Source organism: Streptomyces alfalfae, assembly GCF_004127445.1.
Classification (GTDB): domain Bacteria; phylum Actinomycetota; class Actinomycetes; order Streptomycetales; family Streptomycetaceae; genus Streptomyces; species Streptomyces alfalfae.
This window is the reverse complement of record NZ_QEXM01000051.1, coordinates 344237-360445: the sequence shown is the minus strand read 5'-3', so window position 1 is coordinate 360445 and position 16209 is coordinate 344237. Positions and strand designations below refer to the sequence as shown.

Below are 16209 nucleotides of genomic sequence, written 5' to 3'. Positions count from 1 at the left end.
CCGCCCCTTCGGCGTGTCAGGGGTGATGCAGCGGATTCAGAGCTTGGCCAGCTTGGGATAGGGGCTCAGGAACCGTCCCTGGCGGCCTGCGAAGTCGATGACGACCGCTTCCTCCCCCTCGACGCCGACGATCCTCCCGAGGCCGTACTGGTCGTGGGACACACGGTCTCCCACGGCGAACTGCTCTACGGGTGGGGCGGGCGGGGCGGGCACGTTGAAGGGACTGTTCGGCAGGTGGCGGCGCGAGCCGGCGGGCCTCGTCATGTTCGCAGTATGCGCCCCCGGACACCCGCCGCACCATGCTCCGACCTCACACCGCCCTCACATCGGTATGGAACAGACACACAAACCGCAGCCGGAACGCCACGCCCAGCCGTATCGAAATTCACCCTGAAGGGGGACCGACGTGGACGTTCCGACCCGGGGTGTCGACGTGCCGCGACCAGTGCGTCACGCACGGTCAGCGGGCGGCCGGCGGTCGGGCCTCCGGCCGCTTCAGCGCCGCTGCCGCTTCCACGGGCCCGTGATGGCCAGCAGGATGCCGGGCGTCTGGATGCAGGCGTAGAGCGTCCTGCCGTCGGGCGAGAACGTCACGCCGGTGAACTCGCTGTACGACGGGTCGTCCTCGGTCCCCGCGTTGAGCTCGTTGCGCGCGATCGGGTACGTGCGTCCGTGCTCGGTCGCGCCGAAGAGGTGCTGGACGCCGTCGCCGTCCTCGGCGATGACGAGACCGCCGTACGGCGAGACGGTGATGTTGTCGGGGCCGTCGAAGGCGCCGTCCTTGTCGGGGTCGGGGTTCACGCCGAGCAGCACCTTCAGGGTGAGGGTGCGACGCCCGGGGTGGTAGAACCACACCTGCCCGTCGTGCCGGACGGGGCTCTCGCCGCGGGCGAAGGAGGAGACGATGTAGACGCCGCCGTCGCCCCACCACATGCCTTCGAGCTTGCGGGCGCGCGTGACGTCGCCGTCGTCGAACTGCTCGCGCACGGGCACGGTCCGCGCGTCGCGGTCCGGCACCTCCACCCAGTCCACGCCGTACACCGTGCCGGTCCTGGTGGCCCGCGAGAGGTCGTCGACGAAACGGCCGCCGGAGTCGTAGCACTTGGGCGCCTTCAGGACACCCGCGTCGTCGGCGAGGCCGCGCAGCTTGCCCCTGCCGTGCTCGAAGCCGTGCGGCGGCGTCCAGCGGTAGAACAGGCCGTTCGGACCGGAGGCGTCCTCGGTGAGGTAGGCGTGGCCGCGCTTCGGGTCGATGACGACGGCCTCGTGCGCGTAGCGGCCGAAGGCCTTGATCGGCTTGGGGTGGCGTCCGGCGCGCACGTCCTGGGGGTCGACCTCGAAGACGTAGCCGTGGTCCTTGGTCATGCCGTTCTGACCGGCCTTGTCCTCGGTCTCCTCGCAGGTCAGCCAGGTGCCCCAGGGCGTGGAGCCGCCCGCGCAGTTCGTGGCGGTGCCCGCGATGCCCACCCATTCGGCCACGCGGCCGTCGCGCCGGACCTCGACGACCGTGCAGCCGCCGGCCGCCGCCGGGTCGTAGACGAGCCCCTCGGTGAGCGGGACGGGGTGCTTCCACTTGGTGCGGGGGCCGCCCAGCTCGTGGTTGTTGACGAGGTAGGTGGTGCCGCGCGGCCCGCGGAAGGCGGCCGTGCCGTCGTGGTTGGACGGCGTGAACTCGCCGCTCTCCAGCTTGGTGCGCCCGCTGTGCGTGAGCACGCGGTACGAGAACCCGGCGGGCAGCGCGAGCAGCCCCTCGGGGTCGGGGACGAGCGGCCCGTAGCCGGGGCCGCGGCGCCCGTGGCCGCGGGCGCCGTCCGCCCCGTCATCGCCCGCGGCGCCGGCCTCCTCGGTCTCGGAGGCGGCGAGCGCGCCGGGCGCGGTGGCCAGCGCTCCGACGCTGCCGGCCAGGGCGACCCCCGCTCCGGTGATCGCGGAGCGTCTGGCGAAATCCCTGCGGGTGAGCGACATGGTTACTCCTGGGGGCAGGCGCGAAGCGCGAAGGGCCTGGCTGCTGTCCCGAAACGGTCGCGCCCCCTCCTGAACGGCGGTTGAACGGCATACGACGGCTGAGGCCCTCCTTCCGTGAACCCGGGCGGGGCGGCGATCGGCGCAGCCGGCGACAGACGGCGGCGTATGGGCAACCGCGGCACGCAGGCGGGGAGGGGGGGCCGAGTGGACGCGCGTCATGCGCGCAGCCTCCGTGAGAACCGGCTCATGCAGCAGCCGGCCGATGTCACCGCGTCCGACCAGGGCGGGACGAGCACTCGGGCCAGGGCGTGACCGTCACCTTCGTCGCCCGCCGAGTGCCCTGTGAGCGGCGCCGCGGCGCGCCCCTGGGACCTTCGCCCTGCGTCCGAGGTGAAGAGGTGGTCCGGCGCGGGGAGCCGGCCCGCACCGCTGACGCCCCCGGCCCGGTGGGAACGGACGCCGGGCGGGTCCCGCGGGGCCCGCCCGGTCCGCTGCTACTGCCCCTGCTGCGACCTGGCCTTGAAGGCCGCCTTGCGGGCCTCCTTGGCGACCTTCTTGTCCGGGTGCAGGCGGCCCATCGCCTCCAGGACGTCCGCCGTGGCGGGGTGGTCCACGCGCCACGCCGTGGCGAAGAAGCCGCTGTGCTGCTGCGCGAGGCCCTCGACGAGGCCCTGGAGCTCGTCGGAGTTGCCCTCGGCGGCGAGCTGCGCGGCCAGGGTGTCGATGGTCAGCCAGAAGATGAGCGCCTCCGTGGGCGCGGGCACGTCCGCGGCGCCGCGCTCGGTCAGCCACACCCGGGCGAGGCCGCCCAGCTCGGCGTCGTCGAGCACCTCGCGCAGCGCGGGCTCGGCCTCGCCGCCGACCAGGGAGAGGGCCTGCTGGCAGCGGAGCCGCCGCAGCGGCGCGTTCTCGTCGCCGCCGCGGGCCGCGGCGAGCAACTCCCGTGCGGCGGGCAGCGGTTCGTGCCGGGTGAGCCACTGCTCGATCTCCGCCTGCGCGGCGGCCTGCGGGAAGCCCGCGGCGCCTTCGAGGAGCGCGTCGGCGCCCTTGTCCGCGAGGTCGCCGACGGCGGGCGCGTCGACGCCGGCCTCCAGCATGCGGGCCCGGACGCCGTACAGGCCGAGCGGGGTGAGCCGGACCATGCCGTAGCGGGTGACGTCCTCGTCGGCGACGGGCGCGGGCTCCTCGGCGTCGTCGATCTCGGCCATGAGGGCCTCGTCCACCGGCTGGTACTCGACGAGGCCGAGCGGCTCGAAGAGCCGGAACTGGTCGTCGAGCTTCATCATGGCGTCCGACACCTGCTCCAGGACGTCGTCCGTGGGCTCTCCCATGTCGTCGGGGACGATCATCGAGGCGGCGAGGGCGGGCAGCGGCACCGGGCCCTCCCCGGCCGCGGAGTCGCCCACGGTGAGGAGGTAGAGGTTGCCGAGGACCCCGTCGAGGAAGTCGGCCTCGGCCTGCGGGTCCCAGCCCAGCTCGGCGAAGTCGACCTCGCCCTTCTCCTCGAGGACGTCGAGGAGGTTGTCCATGTCGGGCACGGTGGCGTCCGCGTACACGGTGTCCAGGGCGCCGAGCCAGACGGCGAGGACGTCCTGCGGGCTGCCGCCGGAGAGCACCGCGAGGTCCTCGCCCTGGGTGACGGTGCCCTCCCCGCCCTCCTCCTCGGCGTCCGTGACGTCGATCAGGCCGGTGTCCACGGCGACCCGCCAGGCCTCGCTGGCGTACGCGGCGGCGTCCGGGTCGTCCGCCGCGAGGCCGAGCTCGGCGGCGGCGGCCGGGAGCTGCGCGTCGACGAGCTCGCCGCCCGCGCCGACCCGGGTCTCGGGACCCGCCCAGCGGGCCAGCCGCACGGCGCGGGAGAGCAGCGGGGTGGCGAGCGCGGCCCGCGCGAGCTCCGCTTCGGAGTGCAGCAGCACCGGCGGCAGGGTGGCGGGGCTTACGGACATCGGCTGGTTCTCCTCCGGAGGTACGGGCTCTGCAGTGCGCAAGCCTAGACGGATTTGGCACCATGCCGCCCGGTTCATGTCCCTGTCAGGAAACGCACAGCACGGGTACACCCGTACAACCTTGACAACTCCCCTGGTCAGGCAAGAGATTGACGCGCGTAGAGCGCCCGTTCGGGCCTGCGCCGCCGCTTCGTTCCCACACCCTCATCCGGAGTCCTGAGATGTCTCACATATCGACGCCCCGCCTTCCGAGGTCCGCCGCCGTCGGCGCCGTGGTCGCCACCGCCCTGGCGGCGGGTCTGCTCGTCGCCGGCTCCTCCGCGGCCTCCGCCGACGAGGTCCGCATCCATGACATCCAGGGCGCCACCCGTACCTCGCCCCTGCTGGGGCAGCAGGTCGGCGACGTGGCCGGCGTCGTCACCGGCGTGCGCGGCTACGGCTCCAAGGGCTTCTGGATCCAGTCCCCCGACGGCACGGCGGACGGCGACGCGGCCACCAGCGAGGGAATCTTCGTCTTCACCGGCTCGGCGGCGCCCGCGGTGCGGCCGGGCGACGCGGTACGGGTCTCCGGGACGGTCGGGGAGTACGTGCCCGGCGGCGTCCGCTCGGGCAACCAGTCCCTCACCCAGCTCACCAAGCCGACGGTGACGGTGGAGTCCTCCGGCAACGCGCTGCCCGAGCCGGTCGCGATCACCGCCACATCCGTGCCCGACCGCTACGCGCCCGCCGGTGACCCGGCGCGGGACGGCAGCATCGACGCGCTGCCGCTGCGGCCCCGCGCGTACGCCCTCGACCGGTACGAGTCACTGGAGGGCATGAACGTGAGGATCGGCAGCTCGCGCGTGGTCGGCGCGACCGACCCGTACAACGAGCTGTGGGTGACGGTGAAGCCGCACGAGAACGCCAACCGGCGCGGCGGCGCCGTCTACGGCTCCTACTCCGCGCAGAACGGCGGCCGGCTCCAGGTCCAGCAGCTCGCCCCCGTCTCCCAGCAGCCCTTCCCGAAGGCGGACGTGGGCGACGTCCTGCGCGGCACGACCGAGGGCCCGCTGGACTACAACCAGTACGGCGGCTACACCCTGGCCGCCCGTGAGCTGGGCGACGTCCAGGACAGGGCGCTCGAGCGGGAGCGGACGCGCGAGCAGGGCAAGGGCGAGCTGGCCGTCGCCACGTACAACGTCGAGAACCTCGACCCGGGCGACCCGCAGGCGAAGTTCGACGCGCTCGCCGAGGCCGTCGTCGCCAACCTCGCGTCGCCCGACATCGTCGCCCTGGAGGAGATCCAGGACGACAACGGCGCCAAGAACGACGGCACGGTGTCGGCGGAGGCGACCCTGAAGAAGTTCACGGACGCGATCGTCGCCGCGGGCGGGCCGCGCTACGCCTGGCGCTCCATCGACCCGGAGAACAACAAGGACGGCGGCGAACCCGGCGGCAACATCCGCCAGGTCTTCCTCTACAACCCCGAGCGGGTCTCCTTCACCGAGCGGCCCGGCGGCGACGCGACCACGCCCACCGAGGCCGTACGGGTGAAGGGCCGGGCCGCGCTGACCCGCTCCCCCGGCCGTGTCGACCCGGGGAACGCGGCGTGGGAGAACAGCCGCAAGCCGCTGGCCGGCGAGTTCGTCTTCCGCGGCCGGACGGTCTTCGTGATCGCCAACCACTTCGCGTCCAAGGGCGGCGACGAGGGCCTCACCTCGCACCACCAGCCGCCGCGGCGCTCGTCGGAGGAGCAGCGGCTGCTCCAGGCCCAGGCGGTGAACGGCTTCGTGAAGGACATCCGCGAGGCGCAGCGGAACGCGGACGTCGTCGTGCTCGGCGACATCAACGACTTCGAGTTCTCGGGCACCACCAAGGCCCTCACCGACGGCGGGGCGCTGCGCGCGGCCATCACGTCGCTGCCGAGGAGCGAGCGGTACTCCTACGTCTACCAGGGCAACTCGCAGGTCCTCGACCAGATCCTGACCAGTCCCGGCGTGGGGAACCGCTTCTCCTACGACAGCGTGCACATCAACGCGGAGTTCGCCGAGCAGAACAGCGACCACGACCCGCAGGTGCTGCGCTTCCGCCCGTAGGGCCGCTCCGGGCGGGGCCGGTTCAGCCGTAGAGGTGGTGGAGCCAGTCCCGCCAGGCCAGTTCGGTGCGCTTGGCGTCGGCGTGCGGCCCGAAGTCGTGGACGCTCAGCGCGACGGGCGCGCCGAAGTGGTTGCGGCCGTAGAAGCGGTGCAGGGTGTCGTCCGTCCGCAGCCCGATGAAGTGCCGGCTGCGGAAGTCGATCACGGAGTTCAGCTCCTCGCCCGGCCCCTCGGCGCGGACCCGGGCGCCTTCGGTGGCGTCGTCGGGGATGCCGAGGGCCCGGGTGAGGCGGACGAAGGCGTCGGGGGCGAGTGACCCGGGCGGGCCGCTGAGGCCGGAGTAGACGGCCTGGCGGTCCATGAAGTGCGTCAGGTACTGGGCCAGGGTGTGCAGGTGGAAGTCGGTGTGCGTGAGGGCGCTCTCGTACTGGCTCTCCCAGTCCCCGGTGAAGACGCCGCTGTGCACATGGCGCAGCCAGGAGCGGCGGCCGCCGTCGCGGGGCTCGACGGTGTGGTCGAGCTGGTCCATGCTCTGGCCGGGTACGGCGTCCGGGTCCTCGACGCGGGCGATCAGGCGGTGGGGCGGGTCCCAGCGGACGACGGTCCCGCCGCAGGGGGCGCTGCCGCCCTCGCGCGGCTCGTAGAGCAGGGGCCTGAGCCAGCCGCCGGCACCGGTGGTGAGCGCGGCCCAGACCTGCGCCGGGGAGCCCTCGACCTCGAACTCCCGGGCGATCTCGAACTCCTTGCCGATGCCGGCCCTGCCGGTTCCGCTGCCGCTCATGCCGACTCCCTGGGGTGGAGTCTCCACCGTCCCGCCGCCGTCGGGGCCTGTCCAGGCGGGCGTGGCGGTCGGCGGCGGGGCGACCGGGGAAACTACGCTCAGCGCGGTAGGAAGCCGTAGGCGAACCGGTACCGCGCGACCGCGTCGTCGTGGACGACGCCGGGGAACTCCCGCACCTCGCGCCACTCGGGCGTCGGCGAGCCGATCCCCGCGCCCGCCGCGGCGAGCGCGTCGACGTGGGCCTCTTCGCTCTCCCACTCGGCGTAGTTGACGACGCGCGAGCCGTCGGCGCTGATGTGGAAGTGGGCGGAGAGCAGCCCCCCTTTCTCGGCCGGATCGCTGTTCAGGGCGGCGAGGACGCCGTCCGCCCAGGCGCGTGCGCGGCCGGTGTCGGGGGCGTCGAAGTCGACCTGCACGATCACGATCGCGCCGGGCTCGCGCCGCTCCCCGGCGCCACCGGTCCAGCTGCGGTACAGGCGTGTCTTGTTGAGCCCGAGGCGTTCGATGCCCGGCACGGCCGCGTCGATGTCGCCGTTGCGCGCGTCCCTGCCGTTCCCGGCCTGTGCGAAGAACTCCTGGTAGGACTCCTCGTCCCGCCACTGCGAGAAGTGCAGGACGGTGGAGCCGTCCGAGCCCGCGTACACGTTGTACGACAGGAGTCCGGGGTGCGGCCACGGGCGGCTCTCCCAGGCCCGCGCGATGGCGATCAGTGTGGCCCGCTGCCGCTCGGGCGAGCCGGTGCTCCAGGTGCTGACGAAGGTGAGGCCCACGTCGGCGCGGGCGGGGTCGGGGTGGGCGCCGGTGCTCAGGGTCTGGGGTGCGCTGGTCGCAGACATGGCGGTCGTCCGTCCGTAGGTCGGGTGGGCAGGGGGGCCGGGCCTCGCGGACCGGCGCCGTGTACGCACCACGTTCCGACCTCAAGTGCGCTTCAGGTCAAGCCCTTTCGTGGTCCGGTGCGCGGACCTCCGCGAGGGCGGGGCGCTTGGGCTCCCTGCCGTCCCCCGAGGACCGGCCGCGCAGGCGCCGCCACAGCCACGGGCCCATGAACCCCGCGAGCCAGCGGGCCTCGCCCGTCACCGCGCCGAGGACGGAGGCCGGGGGCAGCGGCGACAGCGTGCCGCACCAGCCCTCGTGCCCCGGCAGGCCGAGTGCGTCCGCCATCCCGGCGGCGATACGGGCGTGGCCCAGCGGGCTCGCGTGCAGGCGGTCGCGGCTCCAGAGCCGGGGGTCGGTGGTGACGCGGTGCGGGAAGGTGTCGAGCACGACGACGCCGTGCCGGTCGGCGGCCGCCCTGATCCGCGCGTTCAGCTCCAGGACGCGGGGCAGCGCCCGGCGTGCGAGGGGCACGATGCGCCCGATGTCGGGGAAGGTCACGGTGGCCACCCGCGCGCCCGCACCGGTCAGCTCGGTGAACATCTCCTCGATGTCGGCGGCGATCCGCGCGGCGTCGAAGCCGGGGCGCACCAGGTCGTTCATGCCCGCCATGACGGTCACCAGGTCCGGTTTGAGCGCGAGGGCGGGCCCGAGCTGCTCCGCCTTGATGCGCGCCGTCACCCGGCCGCGCACGGCGAGGTTGGCGTAGCCGAGGTCCGGCCGCCCCTCGGCCAGGATCTCGGCGAGCCGGTCGGCCCAGCCCCGGTACCCCCGGGTCTCGTCACCGTCCCCGACACCCTCGGTCTGGCTGTCGCCGATCGCCACGTAGCGCGCGTAGGGATGCGGTGCCGCAAGACTCATGGCCCGAGCTTCCTCCGGGCCACCCGGCCCCGTCAACGCGGCCTCGCGCACGGCGGGACGGCCGCGCCCCCGCCCGGGGGCACGGCCGTCCGACGGCCTCGGCGGGGCTCCTGGCCCCGGCCGCCCGCGCTCAGCCGGGCCAGCGGCCCGTCACGCGGCGCACGCCGATCGCGCCGCCGCGGTCCACCGCGGCCTTGACCACGGCGAAGATGGCGCCCTGGAGGGCCGCCGCGGCCAGGATCTCGCCCCAGGCGCGGTCCTCGTCATGGGCGTCGGGGGCGTCGTCCTGGCCCGCCACCGCCTTCCAGGTGCGGTTGAACAGGGCGCTCGCGAGCAGACCGCCGAGCATGCCGAAGCCCATGCCGAGCGGCTTGTAGAGCATGGTGGTCTTGCTCATCGGCGGCCCGCCTTCCCGCGGCGGCGCAGCGCCATCCAGACGATCAGCACCCCCGCGCCCGCCGCGGCGAACTTTCCGGGGTGGCGGCTTCCGGTGCGGGCGACGGTGTCCGCGGCGGTCCTGACCGGCTCGGGCGCCTTCTCCTGGACCCGGCGCGCGGTCTCGGCGACCTTCTGCTCGGCCTGCGCCACGGCGGGGTGCTCCTCGGCCCGCGCCTTGACCCCGAGCACGGCCTCCTTCGCCCGCGCGGCGCCTTCCGCCGCCTTCTCCTTTGCCAGGGCGGCGCCCTCGACGGCCTTCTCCCTGGCCTGAGCGGCGCTCTCGACGGCCTTGCCCGTGGCCAGGGCCGCGCCTTCGGCGGCCTGGCCCTTCTCGTCCGACGCCTTGTCCTTGACGCGCGCCGCCTGCTCCGTGACCTTCTCCCGCACCTGTGCCGCCGTTCCTCGTACCTGTCCCTTGACCGCCTCGGCCCTGTGCCGGGCGCGGGCCTTCACATCCGTCTTCGCGACCAGTTCCTCGACGGTCTCGCCGAGCTGTCCGCGGGTCTCCTCGATTTGCCGGCGCAACTCGTCCGGCCCCTTCGCACCCGTCTGCCCCGGGTCCTCGGGCGTCTTCGTCATCGGTGCGCCCTTTCCTTGATCTCCTCGACGTCCGCCTTGACGCTGTCCATGGCCTCCTGCGGCGTGGGCGGAACCGCACGGGCCAGCTGGCCGCGCCCCATCACCGCGAGCACCCCGGCCACGGCGAAGAGCACGCCGGTGACGATCAGGGCGGAGGCCCATACGGGCAGCGCGAGCGAGAGCGCCGCGACGGCCGTGGCCGCGAGCGCCATGAGCCCGATGTACGAGACCGCGCCCGCGGCCCCGAGGAGCCCGCCGCCGCGCCCCGCGCGTTTGCCCTTCTCCGCCATCTCCCGCCCGGCGAGCCGCATCTCCTGACGCACGAGGTCCGAAAGCTGTGTGGTGGCCCGCTCGATGAGTTCTCCCACCGAGTGCTGTGCCTGCTCGTGCGCCGGCCGCTCGTCCATGGTCCCGGTCACGGTGCCGCCTCCCTTCTGGTCCGGCTGGGAGGCCCGGGTACCCGCGCCGCGCCGGGCTACCCCCGCTGCTCGCCGGTGAACCGGGCCAGCTCCGACTGGAACCAGTCGAGGCGGGCCTGCAACAGGGCGGCCTCGGCCACCAGCTCGGGCACGCCGAGCCCCGGCGGCATCCCGGGCCCCCGCGAGGGGCCGACGCCGGCGGGTGCGGGCGCGGCGGCCATCCGCAGCCCCTCCCCCGCGAGCCGTTCGAACTCCGCGACGGACACCGTGTGCCGCTCGCCCGCGCACCGCCCGCAGACGCCCTCGGCCACCCGCCAACCGGGCCTGCCCCAGCCCGCGTCGGCGAGCAGCGGGGCCGCCGCTCCGCAGCCGCACGGCGGCACCGTGGCGCGGCACACCCGCTGCCGTGCGTACCGGAAGCCCTGTTCGAAGCGGATGTAGGCGCCGAGCACGCGCACGTCGAGCAGCACCGCGCCGCGGTGCTCGGCGGTGCACAGCAGCGCCTCGGCGGTGGAGCGGTCGCGCACGCAGTGGAAGCCGCAGTCGCAGCGGCGGTGCGGGGCTTTGTGCCGTCTGCCGTAGACGCAGCGCGCCTCGTCGAGCACGCCGTACGGCAGGCCGACGCCGAGGGAGACGCCGGTGAACCCGGCCCGGGTGCCGTCGTGGGACAGCACCGGGCGGGCGATCTTGTATCCGGTCGGCGGCTCCTTCGGGCGTTCCTCGGGGAGCCGCAGTCTCATCGGGCCGCCGCGACCCCGGCGGGGCGGGGCTCAGGGGCCGCCGCCTCGGGTGCGGGCGCCGCCGCCCCGTCCTCGCGTGCCGGTTCGTTCTCCTCGGGCAGGTGCTCGCCCGAGGGCCGTGGCCGCTCTTCGGCGATTCCGGTGGCCAGTGCCTTGCCGAGCCTCATGACGCCTCCTAGGGACCGACTGTCCGGCCATGGTGGCCCATACGGGGGCGAGTTGGCACCCGTGCCCACGCTGTCCAGTCGTGAATCAGCCGCTCCGCAAGGACCGCATCACGTAGCGACGCTGTGGAACACCTCGTAGGAGAATTAAGTAGTGCTTCACCGTCGGCGCCCCGAGACTTGCCGCATGAACCTGGTGACCACCCGTGCCCCCGCCCCCTTCGGCCGCGTGCTCTGCGCGATGATCACGCCCTTCACGCGGGACGGCGCGCTCGACCTCGACGGCGCCCAGCGGCTGGCCGCGCACCTGGTGGCCGAGGGCTGCGAGGGCCTCGTCCTGTCCGGCACGACCGGCGAGGCGCCGACCACGACCACTGCCGAGAAGTCCGCCCTGATCCGCGCGGTGACCGAGGCGGTCGGCGACCGCGCCCGGATCGTGGCGGGCGTCGGCAGCAACGACACCCGGCGGACCGTGGAGGAGGCCGAGGCGGCCGAGAAGGCGGGCGCGCACGGCCTGCTGGTGGTCACGCCGTACTACAGCAAGCCCCCGCAGGACGCCGTGGCGGCGCACTTCCGCACGGTCGCGGACGCCGTCGGGCTGCCCGCCCTGCTGTACGACATCCCCGGCCGCGCCGGCACCCGCATCGAGCCCGAGACGGTCCTCGGTCTCGCGGACCATCCGCGCATCGTCGGTGTGAAGGACTGCGCCTACGACATCCTCGGCAGCCAGAAGGTCATCGCCCGGACGGACCTGGCCTACTACGCGGGCTGCGACGAGTACAGCCTGGCGCTGTACGCGGTCGGCGGCGCGGGGTGCGTCAGCACGGTGGCCAACGCCGTCCCCGCACAGGTCCGCGCGGTCCTCGACGCCTACGACGCGGGCGACACGGCCGCCGCGCGCCGGGGCCAGCTCGCGGCCACCCCGCTCATCGAGCTGATGATGGCCGCGGGCCTGCCCGGCACGGTCACCGCGAAGGCCCTGCTCACCGAACTCGGCCTCCCGGCGGGCCCAGTGCGCCCCCCGCTGCTGCCCGCCTCGCGCGCGGTGGCCGAGGTGCTGCTCGACGCCTACCGGTCGGCGAAGAGCGGGTGCCAGCGCCCGGTCGACTTCAGCGAGCCCGTGCGGTAGCCGCTGAGCGGGACGGTCTTCTTGCTCCCGACGGTGACGAGGACGAGGCGCTGGCGGTACTCGTTGCCGTCGGACGCGATGTCCCAGGCGATGAGCCGCTTGTCGTCGGCCCAGGCGAGGAGAATCTGGCCGGGCACCTTGGTGACCCTCTTGCCGGTCCGGGGGTCGAGGATCGCGGACGCCGTGGTCCTGGCCCCTCCGGCGAAGCCGCCGTCCAGTAGTTTCCCGCTCGGCGAGAGCCCTGCCTCGTTCACCCAGTGCCGGTGCTTCTCCTTCGCGGGAGCGCTCACCTCGCGCCCGTTCAGGTCGTAGTACTGCATGGGGTGTTTCCCCGAGGTGAGACCCGAGTAGACCAAGGAGGCGTCCTCGCTGAAGCCGAAGTCCTGCCGGGTGTTGATGCTCGGCAGGCCGACCTCGTCGGACTCCTCCTTCACCGCGTTCCAGTCGGAGTCGCCCGACGCCACGTCGATCACGTAGAAACCGGTCCTGCTGGGGTTGGCGGGGCCGGGCTCCGTGGTCTTGCCGTCGGTCATCGGGTGCTCCATGTCGAACCGGTCCGGGCTCTCCTCGTACGTCGTCGCGACCAGCTTCTCGCCGTCCGGCGAGAACTCGACGCCGCCGGTCCCGTGCGGCGTCTCGATCCACCGCTCGACCTTGCCGGTGACCATGTCGAGCAGCCCGATCCGCCGGGCGGGCAGCTCCCGTTCGAGGACGGCCGCCATGCGCATGCCCGGCGCGACGGCCAGCACGGACCACCGGGCGTCCTTCTTGTAGGTGCCGGTCCGCTGGTCGAGCAGCCGGTAGGTACGGGCGCTGATCTCGACGCCCTTGCCCTGCGGGACGCGCTTTTGGGTGTAGTAGGCGGCGAGCGCCGTGCCGCCCGCCGCGATCAGGTCGCGCGGCGGCGTCTGGCCGGGGTGCGCGACGACGTCGCCGTCCCGCAGCTCACTGGCGGTCCGCGTCTCCTGCCGCCCGGAATCCCCGTCGAGGCCCGGCACCGCCACGGCCATGACGGTGGCCGCCGCGACGACGAGCGAGGCGCCCGCGACCGTACGGTTCCTGCGGCGCCGCCGTGCGGCGAGCACCCGGTCGGCGAAGTTCCCCGGCACGGGCCCGCCCTGCTCGGCCTGCTCCCGCAGCGACTCGCGCACCAGCTCTTCCACGTTCATGGTCATGCCTCCATGGGCGAGAGGTCGGTGGGGTGCGGACGGGCGCCGGTGTCCGGGCCGTCCAGCCGCGCCAGTTCGGGGGCGAGGCTCCTGAGCCGGGCGAGGGAGCGGTGCGTGGTGCTGCGCACGGTGCCGACGGTGCAGCCGAGGAGCCGGGCCACCTCCGCCTCCGGCAGGTCCTCGAAGTAGCGCAGGACCAGCACGGCCCGCTGGCGCGCGGTGAGCTTGGCGAGCGCCCCGCGCAGCACGATCCGCAACTCGGCGGCGGACGCGGCGTCCTCGCCCTGCGCGCCCTCCGGCGGCTCGGCGACGGCCAGTTCACGGCGGGGCCACTTCAGCCGCCACCGGCTCACCTGCTGGCGGTACAGGATCCGCCGTACGTACGCCTCCGGCTCGTCGATCCGCTGCCACCGGCCCGCCGCCTTGACGAGGGCGTTCTGCAGCAGGTCCTCCGCCGCGTGCCGGTCGCCGCCGCTCAGCAGCACGGCGGTCTTCAGCAGAGCCGGCGACCGGCTCGCCACGAACTCCCGGAAGCTGTTCTGCGCTTCGGCATCCATCGTCACCTTCGCTCCCTGGTGGGCCTGTTGCCCTCCCGCACGAGTAGGGACGGGTCCGGACGCCCCCCGCTATGCCTGCCGGGGGAAATTCTCCACCGGACGCACGAAGGAGCGGCCGCCCCTGGGGGCGACCGCTCCGGTGCGACGGGTCCCGCGCGCCGGGGAGAACCCCGGGGCGGGCCGTGGACGTCAGTTGTGGCTGTGCAGGATCTCGTTCAGGCCGCCCCAGACCGCGTTGTTCGGGCGGGCCTCGACCGTGCCCGTGACCGAGTTGCGGCGGAAGAGGATGTTCGAGGCGCCGGAGAGCTCGCGGGCCTTGACGATCTGGCCGTCGGGCATCGTCACGCGGGTGCCCGCGGTGACGTACAGGCCGGCCTCGACGACGCACTCGTCGCCGAGCGCGATGCCGACGCCCGCCTCCGCGCCGATCAGGCAGCGCTCGCCGATGACGATGCGGACGTTGCCGCCGCCGGAGAGCGTGCCCATGGTGGAGGCGCCGCCGCCGATGTCGGAGCCGTCGCCGATGACGACGCCCGCGGAGATGCGCCCCTCGATCATCGAGGTGCCGAGGGTGCCCGCGTTGAAGTTCACGAAGCCCTCGTGCATGACCGTGGTGCCCTCGGCGAGGTGCGCGCCGAGGCGGACGCGGTCGGCGTCGGCGATGCGGACGCCCTTCGGCGTGACGTAATCCGTCATGCGCGGGAACTTGTCGATCGACGTCACGGCGAGGTGCAGGCCCTCGGCGCGGGCGTTGAGCCGCACCTTCTCGACGTCGTCCACGGCGACCGGGCCGAGCGAGGTCCAGGCGACGTTGGCGAGGAAGCCGAACTGCCCGTCGAGGTTCACGCCGTGCGGCTTGACCAGGCGGTGGCTGAGCAGGTGCAGCCGCAGGTAGACGTCGTGGGCGTCCAGGGGCTTGTCGTCCAGGGACGCGATGACCGTACGTACGGCGATGATCTCGACGCCGCGGCGGGCGTCGGGGCCGACGGCCTTCGCGGCGCCCTCGCCGAGCAGTTCGACGGCGCGCTCGGCGGTCAGCCGCTCGCTGCCGGCGGGGCCGGCCTCGGCGACGAGCTCGGGCGCGGGGAACCAGGTGTCGAGAACGGTGCCGTCGGCGGTGACGGTGGCAAGGCCTGCGGCGACGGCGCCGGTGGTGCGAGTAGCAGTCGTATCGGTCATGGGTGAAACCTAACCGGAGCGGGGGCGCGGGGGCTAACCGGTCTCACGGTCCGGGCCGAAGCTGGCCCGGGGCCTGGCGGCCCCTCGCCACTGCCGCCCCTGACGGCCGCCTGCCGGTGCGGAAGCCGCAGGCCGTCCGCTGTTGCCCGCGCCCCTAACCGGGCCACCCGCCCCTGCCCCACCGCAGGCCGTCCGTGGTTGCTCGCGCCGTTCCCCGCGCCCCTGACGGGGCCGCCACCCGCCCGTACCCCACCGCAGGCCGTCCATGGTCGCCCGCGCCGTTCCCCGCGCCCCTGACGGGGCCGCCACCCGCCCGTACCCCACCACAGGTTCATCGTGGTTGCCCCCGCCGCTCCCGCGACCCTGGCGGGGCCCTTACGAGGTCCCCGCCGCCAGGCGGTTCAGCATTTCTCTGGTGTAGGCCTCGTCGTACGGCGTGTCCGTCAGGAGCACCTGGAGGCAGATGCCGTCCATGAGGGCGACGAGCGCCCGGGCCGTGACCGGGTCGGTGCGGGCGGTCAGGAGGTCGGTGAGGCCCTGGCACCACTCCGCCGCCACCGGCCGCAGCGCGGGTCTGCGCAGGGCGGCGAGGTAGAGCTCGTACTCCAGCTCGACCCCCGTGCGCTCCCCCGCGAGCCATACGCCGAGCATCGCGGCGAGTTCTCCCGCCAGCTCGGCCCGCGGGTCCTCGAACGCGCCGCTCGCGGCCACCGCCTTCGCGAAGCCCTCGTTCGCCTGCCGGAGCGCGGCGACGAGGAGTTCGTCGAGCGTCTTGAAGTGGTACGTCGTCGAGCCCAGCGGCACGTCGGCTTCGGCGGCGGCCGAGCGGTGGCTGAGCCCGCCGATGCCCTTCGCGCCGACCACCCGGATCGCGGCGTCGATGATCCGCTGCCGCCGCTCGGGGTCGTGGCGGCGGGGCATCAGTGGCCCCCGCCCAGGTTCAGCACCACGACACCCACGATCACGAGCGCGATGCCCACGAGCTTGAGGGCGCCGGCCGACTCACCGAGGAACAGCATGCCGATCGCGGCGACCGCCGCCGTCCCGATGCCCGCCCAGATCGCGTACGCCGTGCCCACGGACAGCGTCTTCAGCGTCTGCGCGAGCAGCGTGAACGCGAGGACATACGCCACGACCGTGATCAGTGACGGCCACAGTCTGCTGAACCCCTCGCTGTACTTCATGGCCGTGGTCCCGGCCACCTCCGCCGCGATCGCCGCGGCCAGCAGCGCGTATCCCATGCGTACGAGTGTACATATCGTTGCGTACAGACGTACACAACGGTGCCGGCGGGCTCCCGGCGGACAACATCGAAGCCCCCCGGACGAGGTCCG

Annotated in this window: 18 protein-coding genes; 2 read left to right on the top strand and 16 right to left on the bottom strand. The window is 73.8% G+C overall.

Going from position 1 to position 16209, the window contains the following annotated elements:
• Nucleotides 1-36: 36 nt before the first annotated feature.
• From DCW30_RS33625 to DCW30_RS33615, 3 genes are all read right to left on the bottom strand, one after another.
• Nucleotides 37-264 carry a CarD family transcriptional regulator gene (locus DCW30_RS33625; protein ID WP_062771760.1) on the bottom strand — a complete coding sequence of 76 codons (228 nt, stop codon included), beginning with the start codon at nt 262-264 and terminating at the stop codon, nt 37-39.
• A gap of 231 nt (nt 265-495) precedes the next feature.
• A complete protein-coding gene (locus DCW30_RS33620) occupies nt 496-1965 on the bottom strand; it encodes an alkaline phosphatase PhoX (protein ID WP_076686855.1) in 1470 nt (489 codons plus the stop codon).
• A 494-nt stretch (nt 1966-2459) separates the two neighbouring features.
• Complete coding sequence (locus DCW30_RS33615; RefSeq protein WP_076686854.1) at nt 2460-3911, bottom strand: hypothetical protein; 1452 nt, start codon at nt 3909-3911, stop codon at nt 2460-2462.
• Between the two features lie 221 nt (nt 3912-4132).
• On the opposite strand from DCW30_RS33615, the gene DCW30_RS33610 reads away from it, so the two are divergent.
• Nucleotides 4133-5986, top strand: coding sequence for an endonuclease/exonuclease/phosphatase family protein (locus DCW30_RS33610; RefSeq protein ID WP_076686853.1), 1854 nt, complete (start codon nt 4133-4135; stop codon nt 5984-5986).
• Nucleotides 5987-6008: 22 nt separating this feature from the next.
• Here the strand turns inward: DCW30_RS33610 and DCW30_RS33605 are convergent, their stop codons facing one another.
• The 8 genes from DCW30_RS33605 to DCW30_RS36935 all read right to left on the bottom strand — a co-directional run bounded on the left by DCW30_RS33605 (nt 6009) and on the right by DCW30_RS36935 (nt 10844).
• Nucleotides 6009-6767, bottom strand: coding sequence for an SRPBCC family protein (locus tag DCW30_RS33605; RefSeq protein WP_232626648.1), 759 nt, complete (start codon nt 6765-6767; stop codon nt 6009-6011).
• A gap of 98 nt (nt 6768-6865) precedes the next feature.
• Nucleotides 6866-7603 (bottom strand): antibiotic biosynthesis monooxygenase, encoded by a 738-nt coding sequence (locus DCW30_RS33600; protein ID WP_076686852.1) that lies wholly within the window; start codon nt 7601-7603, stop codon nt 6866-6868.
• Nucleotides 7604-7700: 97 nt separating this feature from the next.
• Nucleotides 7701-8501 (bottom strand): SGNH/GDSL hydrolase family protein, encoded by an 801-nt coding sequence (locus DCW30_RS33595; RefSeq protein WP_062771745.1) that lies wholly within the window; start codon nt 8499-8501, stop codon nt 7701-7703.
• Nucleotides 8502-8631: 130 nt separating this feature from the next.
• Nucleotides 8632-8898 carry a DUF4235 domain-containing protein gene (locus DCW30_RS33590; RefSeq protein ID WP_062771742.1) on the bottom strand — a complete coding sequence of 89 codons (267 nt, stop codon included), beginning with the start codon at nt 8896-8898 and terminating at the stop codon, nt 8632-8634.
• Nucleotides 8895-9518, bottom strand: coding sequence for a DUF3618 domain-containing protein (locus DCW30_RS37750; protein WP_076686851.1), 624 nt, complete (start codon nt 9516-9518; stop codon nt 8895-8897). Before DCW30_RS37750 ends, DCW30_RS33590 begins: the two co-directional genes overlap by 4 nt.
• A complete protein-coding gene (locus DCW30_RS33580) occupies nt 9515-9937 on the bottom strand; it encodes a phage holin family protein (RefSeq protein ID WP_062771736.1) in 423 nt (140 codons plus the stop codon). The genes DCW30_RS37750 and DCW30_RS33580 overlap by 4 nt, the downstream gene beginning before the upstream one ends.
• Before the next feature lie 56 nt (nt 9938-9993).
• A complete protein-coding gene (locus DCW30_RS33575; RefSeq protein WP_076686850.1) occupies nt 9994-10677 on the bottom strand; it encodes a hypothetical protein in 684 nt (227 codons plus the stop codon).
• Nucleotides 10674-10844 carry a hypothetical protein gene (locus DCW30_RS36935; RefSeq protein WP_162933594.1) on the bottom strand — a complete coding sequence of 57 codons (171 nt, stop codon included), beginning with the start codon at nt 10842-10844 and terminating at the stop codon, nt 10674-10676. The genes DCW30_RS33575 and DCW30_RS36935 overlap by 4 nt, the downstream gene beginning before the upstream one ends.
• 184 nt (nt 10845-11028) lie before the next feature.
• On the opposite strand from DCW30_RS36935, the gene dapA reads away from it, so the two are divergent.
• Nucleotides 11029-11970 carry a 4-hydroxy-tetrahydrodipicolinate synthase gene (gene dapA / locus DCW30_RS33570; protein ID WP_076686849.1) on the top strand — a complete coding sequence of 314 codons (942 nt, stop codon included), beginning with the start codon at nt 11029-11031 and terminating at the stop codon, nt 11968-11970.
• Here dapA and DCW30_RS33565 read toward each other — a convergent pair.
• The 5 genes from DCW30_RS33565 to DCW30_RS33545 all read right to left on the bottom strand — a co-directional run bounded on the left by DCW30_RS33565 (nt 11910) and on the right by DCW30_RS33545 (nt 16116).
• Entirely contained in the window at nt 11910-13139 is a 1230-nt protein-coding gene (locus tag DCW30_RS33565) for a WD40 repeat domain-containing protein (protein ID WP_076686848.1), read from the bottom strand. The genes dapA and DCW30_RS33565 overlap by 61 nt on opposite strands.
• A 2-nt stretch (nt 13140-13141) precedes the next feature.
• Nucleotides 13142-13696, bottom strand: coding sequence for a SigE family RNA polymerase sigma factor (locus DCW30_RS33560; protein WP_076686847.1), 555 nt, complete (start codon nt 13694-13696; stop codon nt 13142-13144).
• Between the two features lie 189 nt (nt 13697-13885).
• Nucleotides 13886-14875: a 2,3,4,5-tetrahydropyridine-2,6-dicarboxylate N-succinyltransferase gene (dapD, locus tag DCW30_RS33555; protein WP_062771721.1), complete on the bottom strand. Its 990-nt coding sequence runs from the start codon at nt 14873-14875 to the stop codon at nt 13886-13888.
• A gap of 375 nt (nt 14876-15250) precedes the next feature.
• Nucleotides 15251-15796: a TetR/AcrR family transcriptional regulator gene (locus tag DCW30_RS33550; RefSeq protein WP_076686846.1), complete on the bottom strand. Its 546-nt coding sequence runs from the start codon at nt 15794-15796 to the stop codon at nt 15251-15253.
• Entirely contained in the window at nt 15796-16116 is a 321-nt protein-coding gene (locus DCW30_RS33545) for a DMT family transporter (RefSeq protein ID WP_076686845.1), read from the bottom strand. The genes DCW30_RS33550 and DCW30_RS33545 overlap by 1 nt, the downstream gene beginning before the upstream one ends.
• Nucleotides 16117-16209: the final 93 nt, after the last annotated feature.

Coding starts and splice junctions, on each gene's coding strand:
- DCW30_RS33625 (WP_062771760.1), bottom strand. CDS start 264: ATGACGAGGCCCGCCGGCTCGCGCCGCCACCTGCCGAACAGTCCCTTC.
- DCW30_RS33620 (WP_076686855.1), bottom strand. CDS start 1,965: ATGTCGCTCACCCGCAGGGATTTCGCCAGACGCTCCGCGATCACCGGA.
- DCW30_RS33615 (WP_076686854.1), bottom strand. CDS start 3,911: ATGTCCGTAAGCCCCGCCACCCTGCCGCCGGTGCTGCTGCACTCCGAA.
- DCW30_RS33610 (WP_076686853.1), top strand. CDS start 4,133: ATGTCTCACATATCGACGCCCCGCCTTCCGAGGTCCGCCGCCGTCGGC.
- DCW30_RS33605 (WP_232626648.1), bottom strand. CDS start 6,767: ATGAGCGGCAGCGGAACCGGCAGGGCCGGCATCGGCAAGGAGTTCGAG.
- DCW30_RS33600 (WP_076686852.1), bottom strand. CDS start 7,603: ATGTCTGCGACCAGCGCACCCCAGACCCTGAGCACCGGCGCCCACCCC.
- DCW30_RS33595 (WP_062771745.1), bottom strand. CDS start 8,501: ATGAGTCTTGCGGCACCGCATCCCTACGCGCGCTACGTGGCGATCGGC.
- DCW30_RS33590 (WP_062771742.1), bottom strand. CDS start 8,898: ATGAGCAAGACCACCATGCTCTACAAGCCGCTCGGCATGGGCTTCGGC.
- DCW30_RS37750 (WP_076686851.1), bottom strand. CDS start 9,518: ATGACGAAGACGCCCGAGGACCCGGGGCAGACGGGTGCGAAGGGGCCG.
- DCW30_RS33575 (WP_076686850.1), bottom strand. CDS start 10,677: ATGAGACTGCGGCTCCCCGAGGAACGCCCGAAGGAGCCGCCGACCGGA.
- DCW30_RS36935 (WP_162933594.1), bottom strand. CDS start 10,844: ATGAGGCTCGGCAAGGCACTGGCCACCGGAATCGCCGAAGAGCGGCCA.
- dapA (WP_076686849.1), top strand. CDS start 11,029: ATGAACCTGGTGACCACCCGTGCCCCCGCCCCCTTCGGCCGCGTGCTC.
- DCW30_RS33565 (WP_076686848.1), bottom strand. CDS start 13,139: ATGAACGTGGAAGAGCTGGTGCGCGAGTCGCTGCGGGAGCAGGCCGAG.
- DCW30_RS33560 (WP_076686847.1), bottom strand. CDS start 13,696: ATGGATGCCGAAGCGCAGAACAGCTTCCGGGAGTTCGTGGCGAGCCGG.
- dapD (WP_062771721.1), bottom strand. CDS start 14,875: ATGACCGATACGACTGCTACTCGCACCACCGGCGCCGTCGCCGCAGGC.
- DCW30_RS33550 (WP_076686846.1), bottom strand. CDS start 15,796: ATGCCCCGCCGCCACGACCCCGAGCGGCGGCAGCGGATCATCGACGCC.
- DCW30_RS33545 (WP_076686845.1), bottom strand. CDS start 16,116: ATGGGATACGCGCTGCTGGCCGCGGCGATCGCGGCGGAGGTGGCCGGG.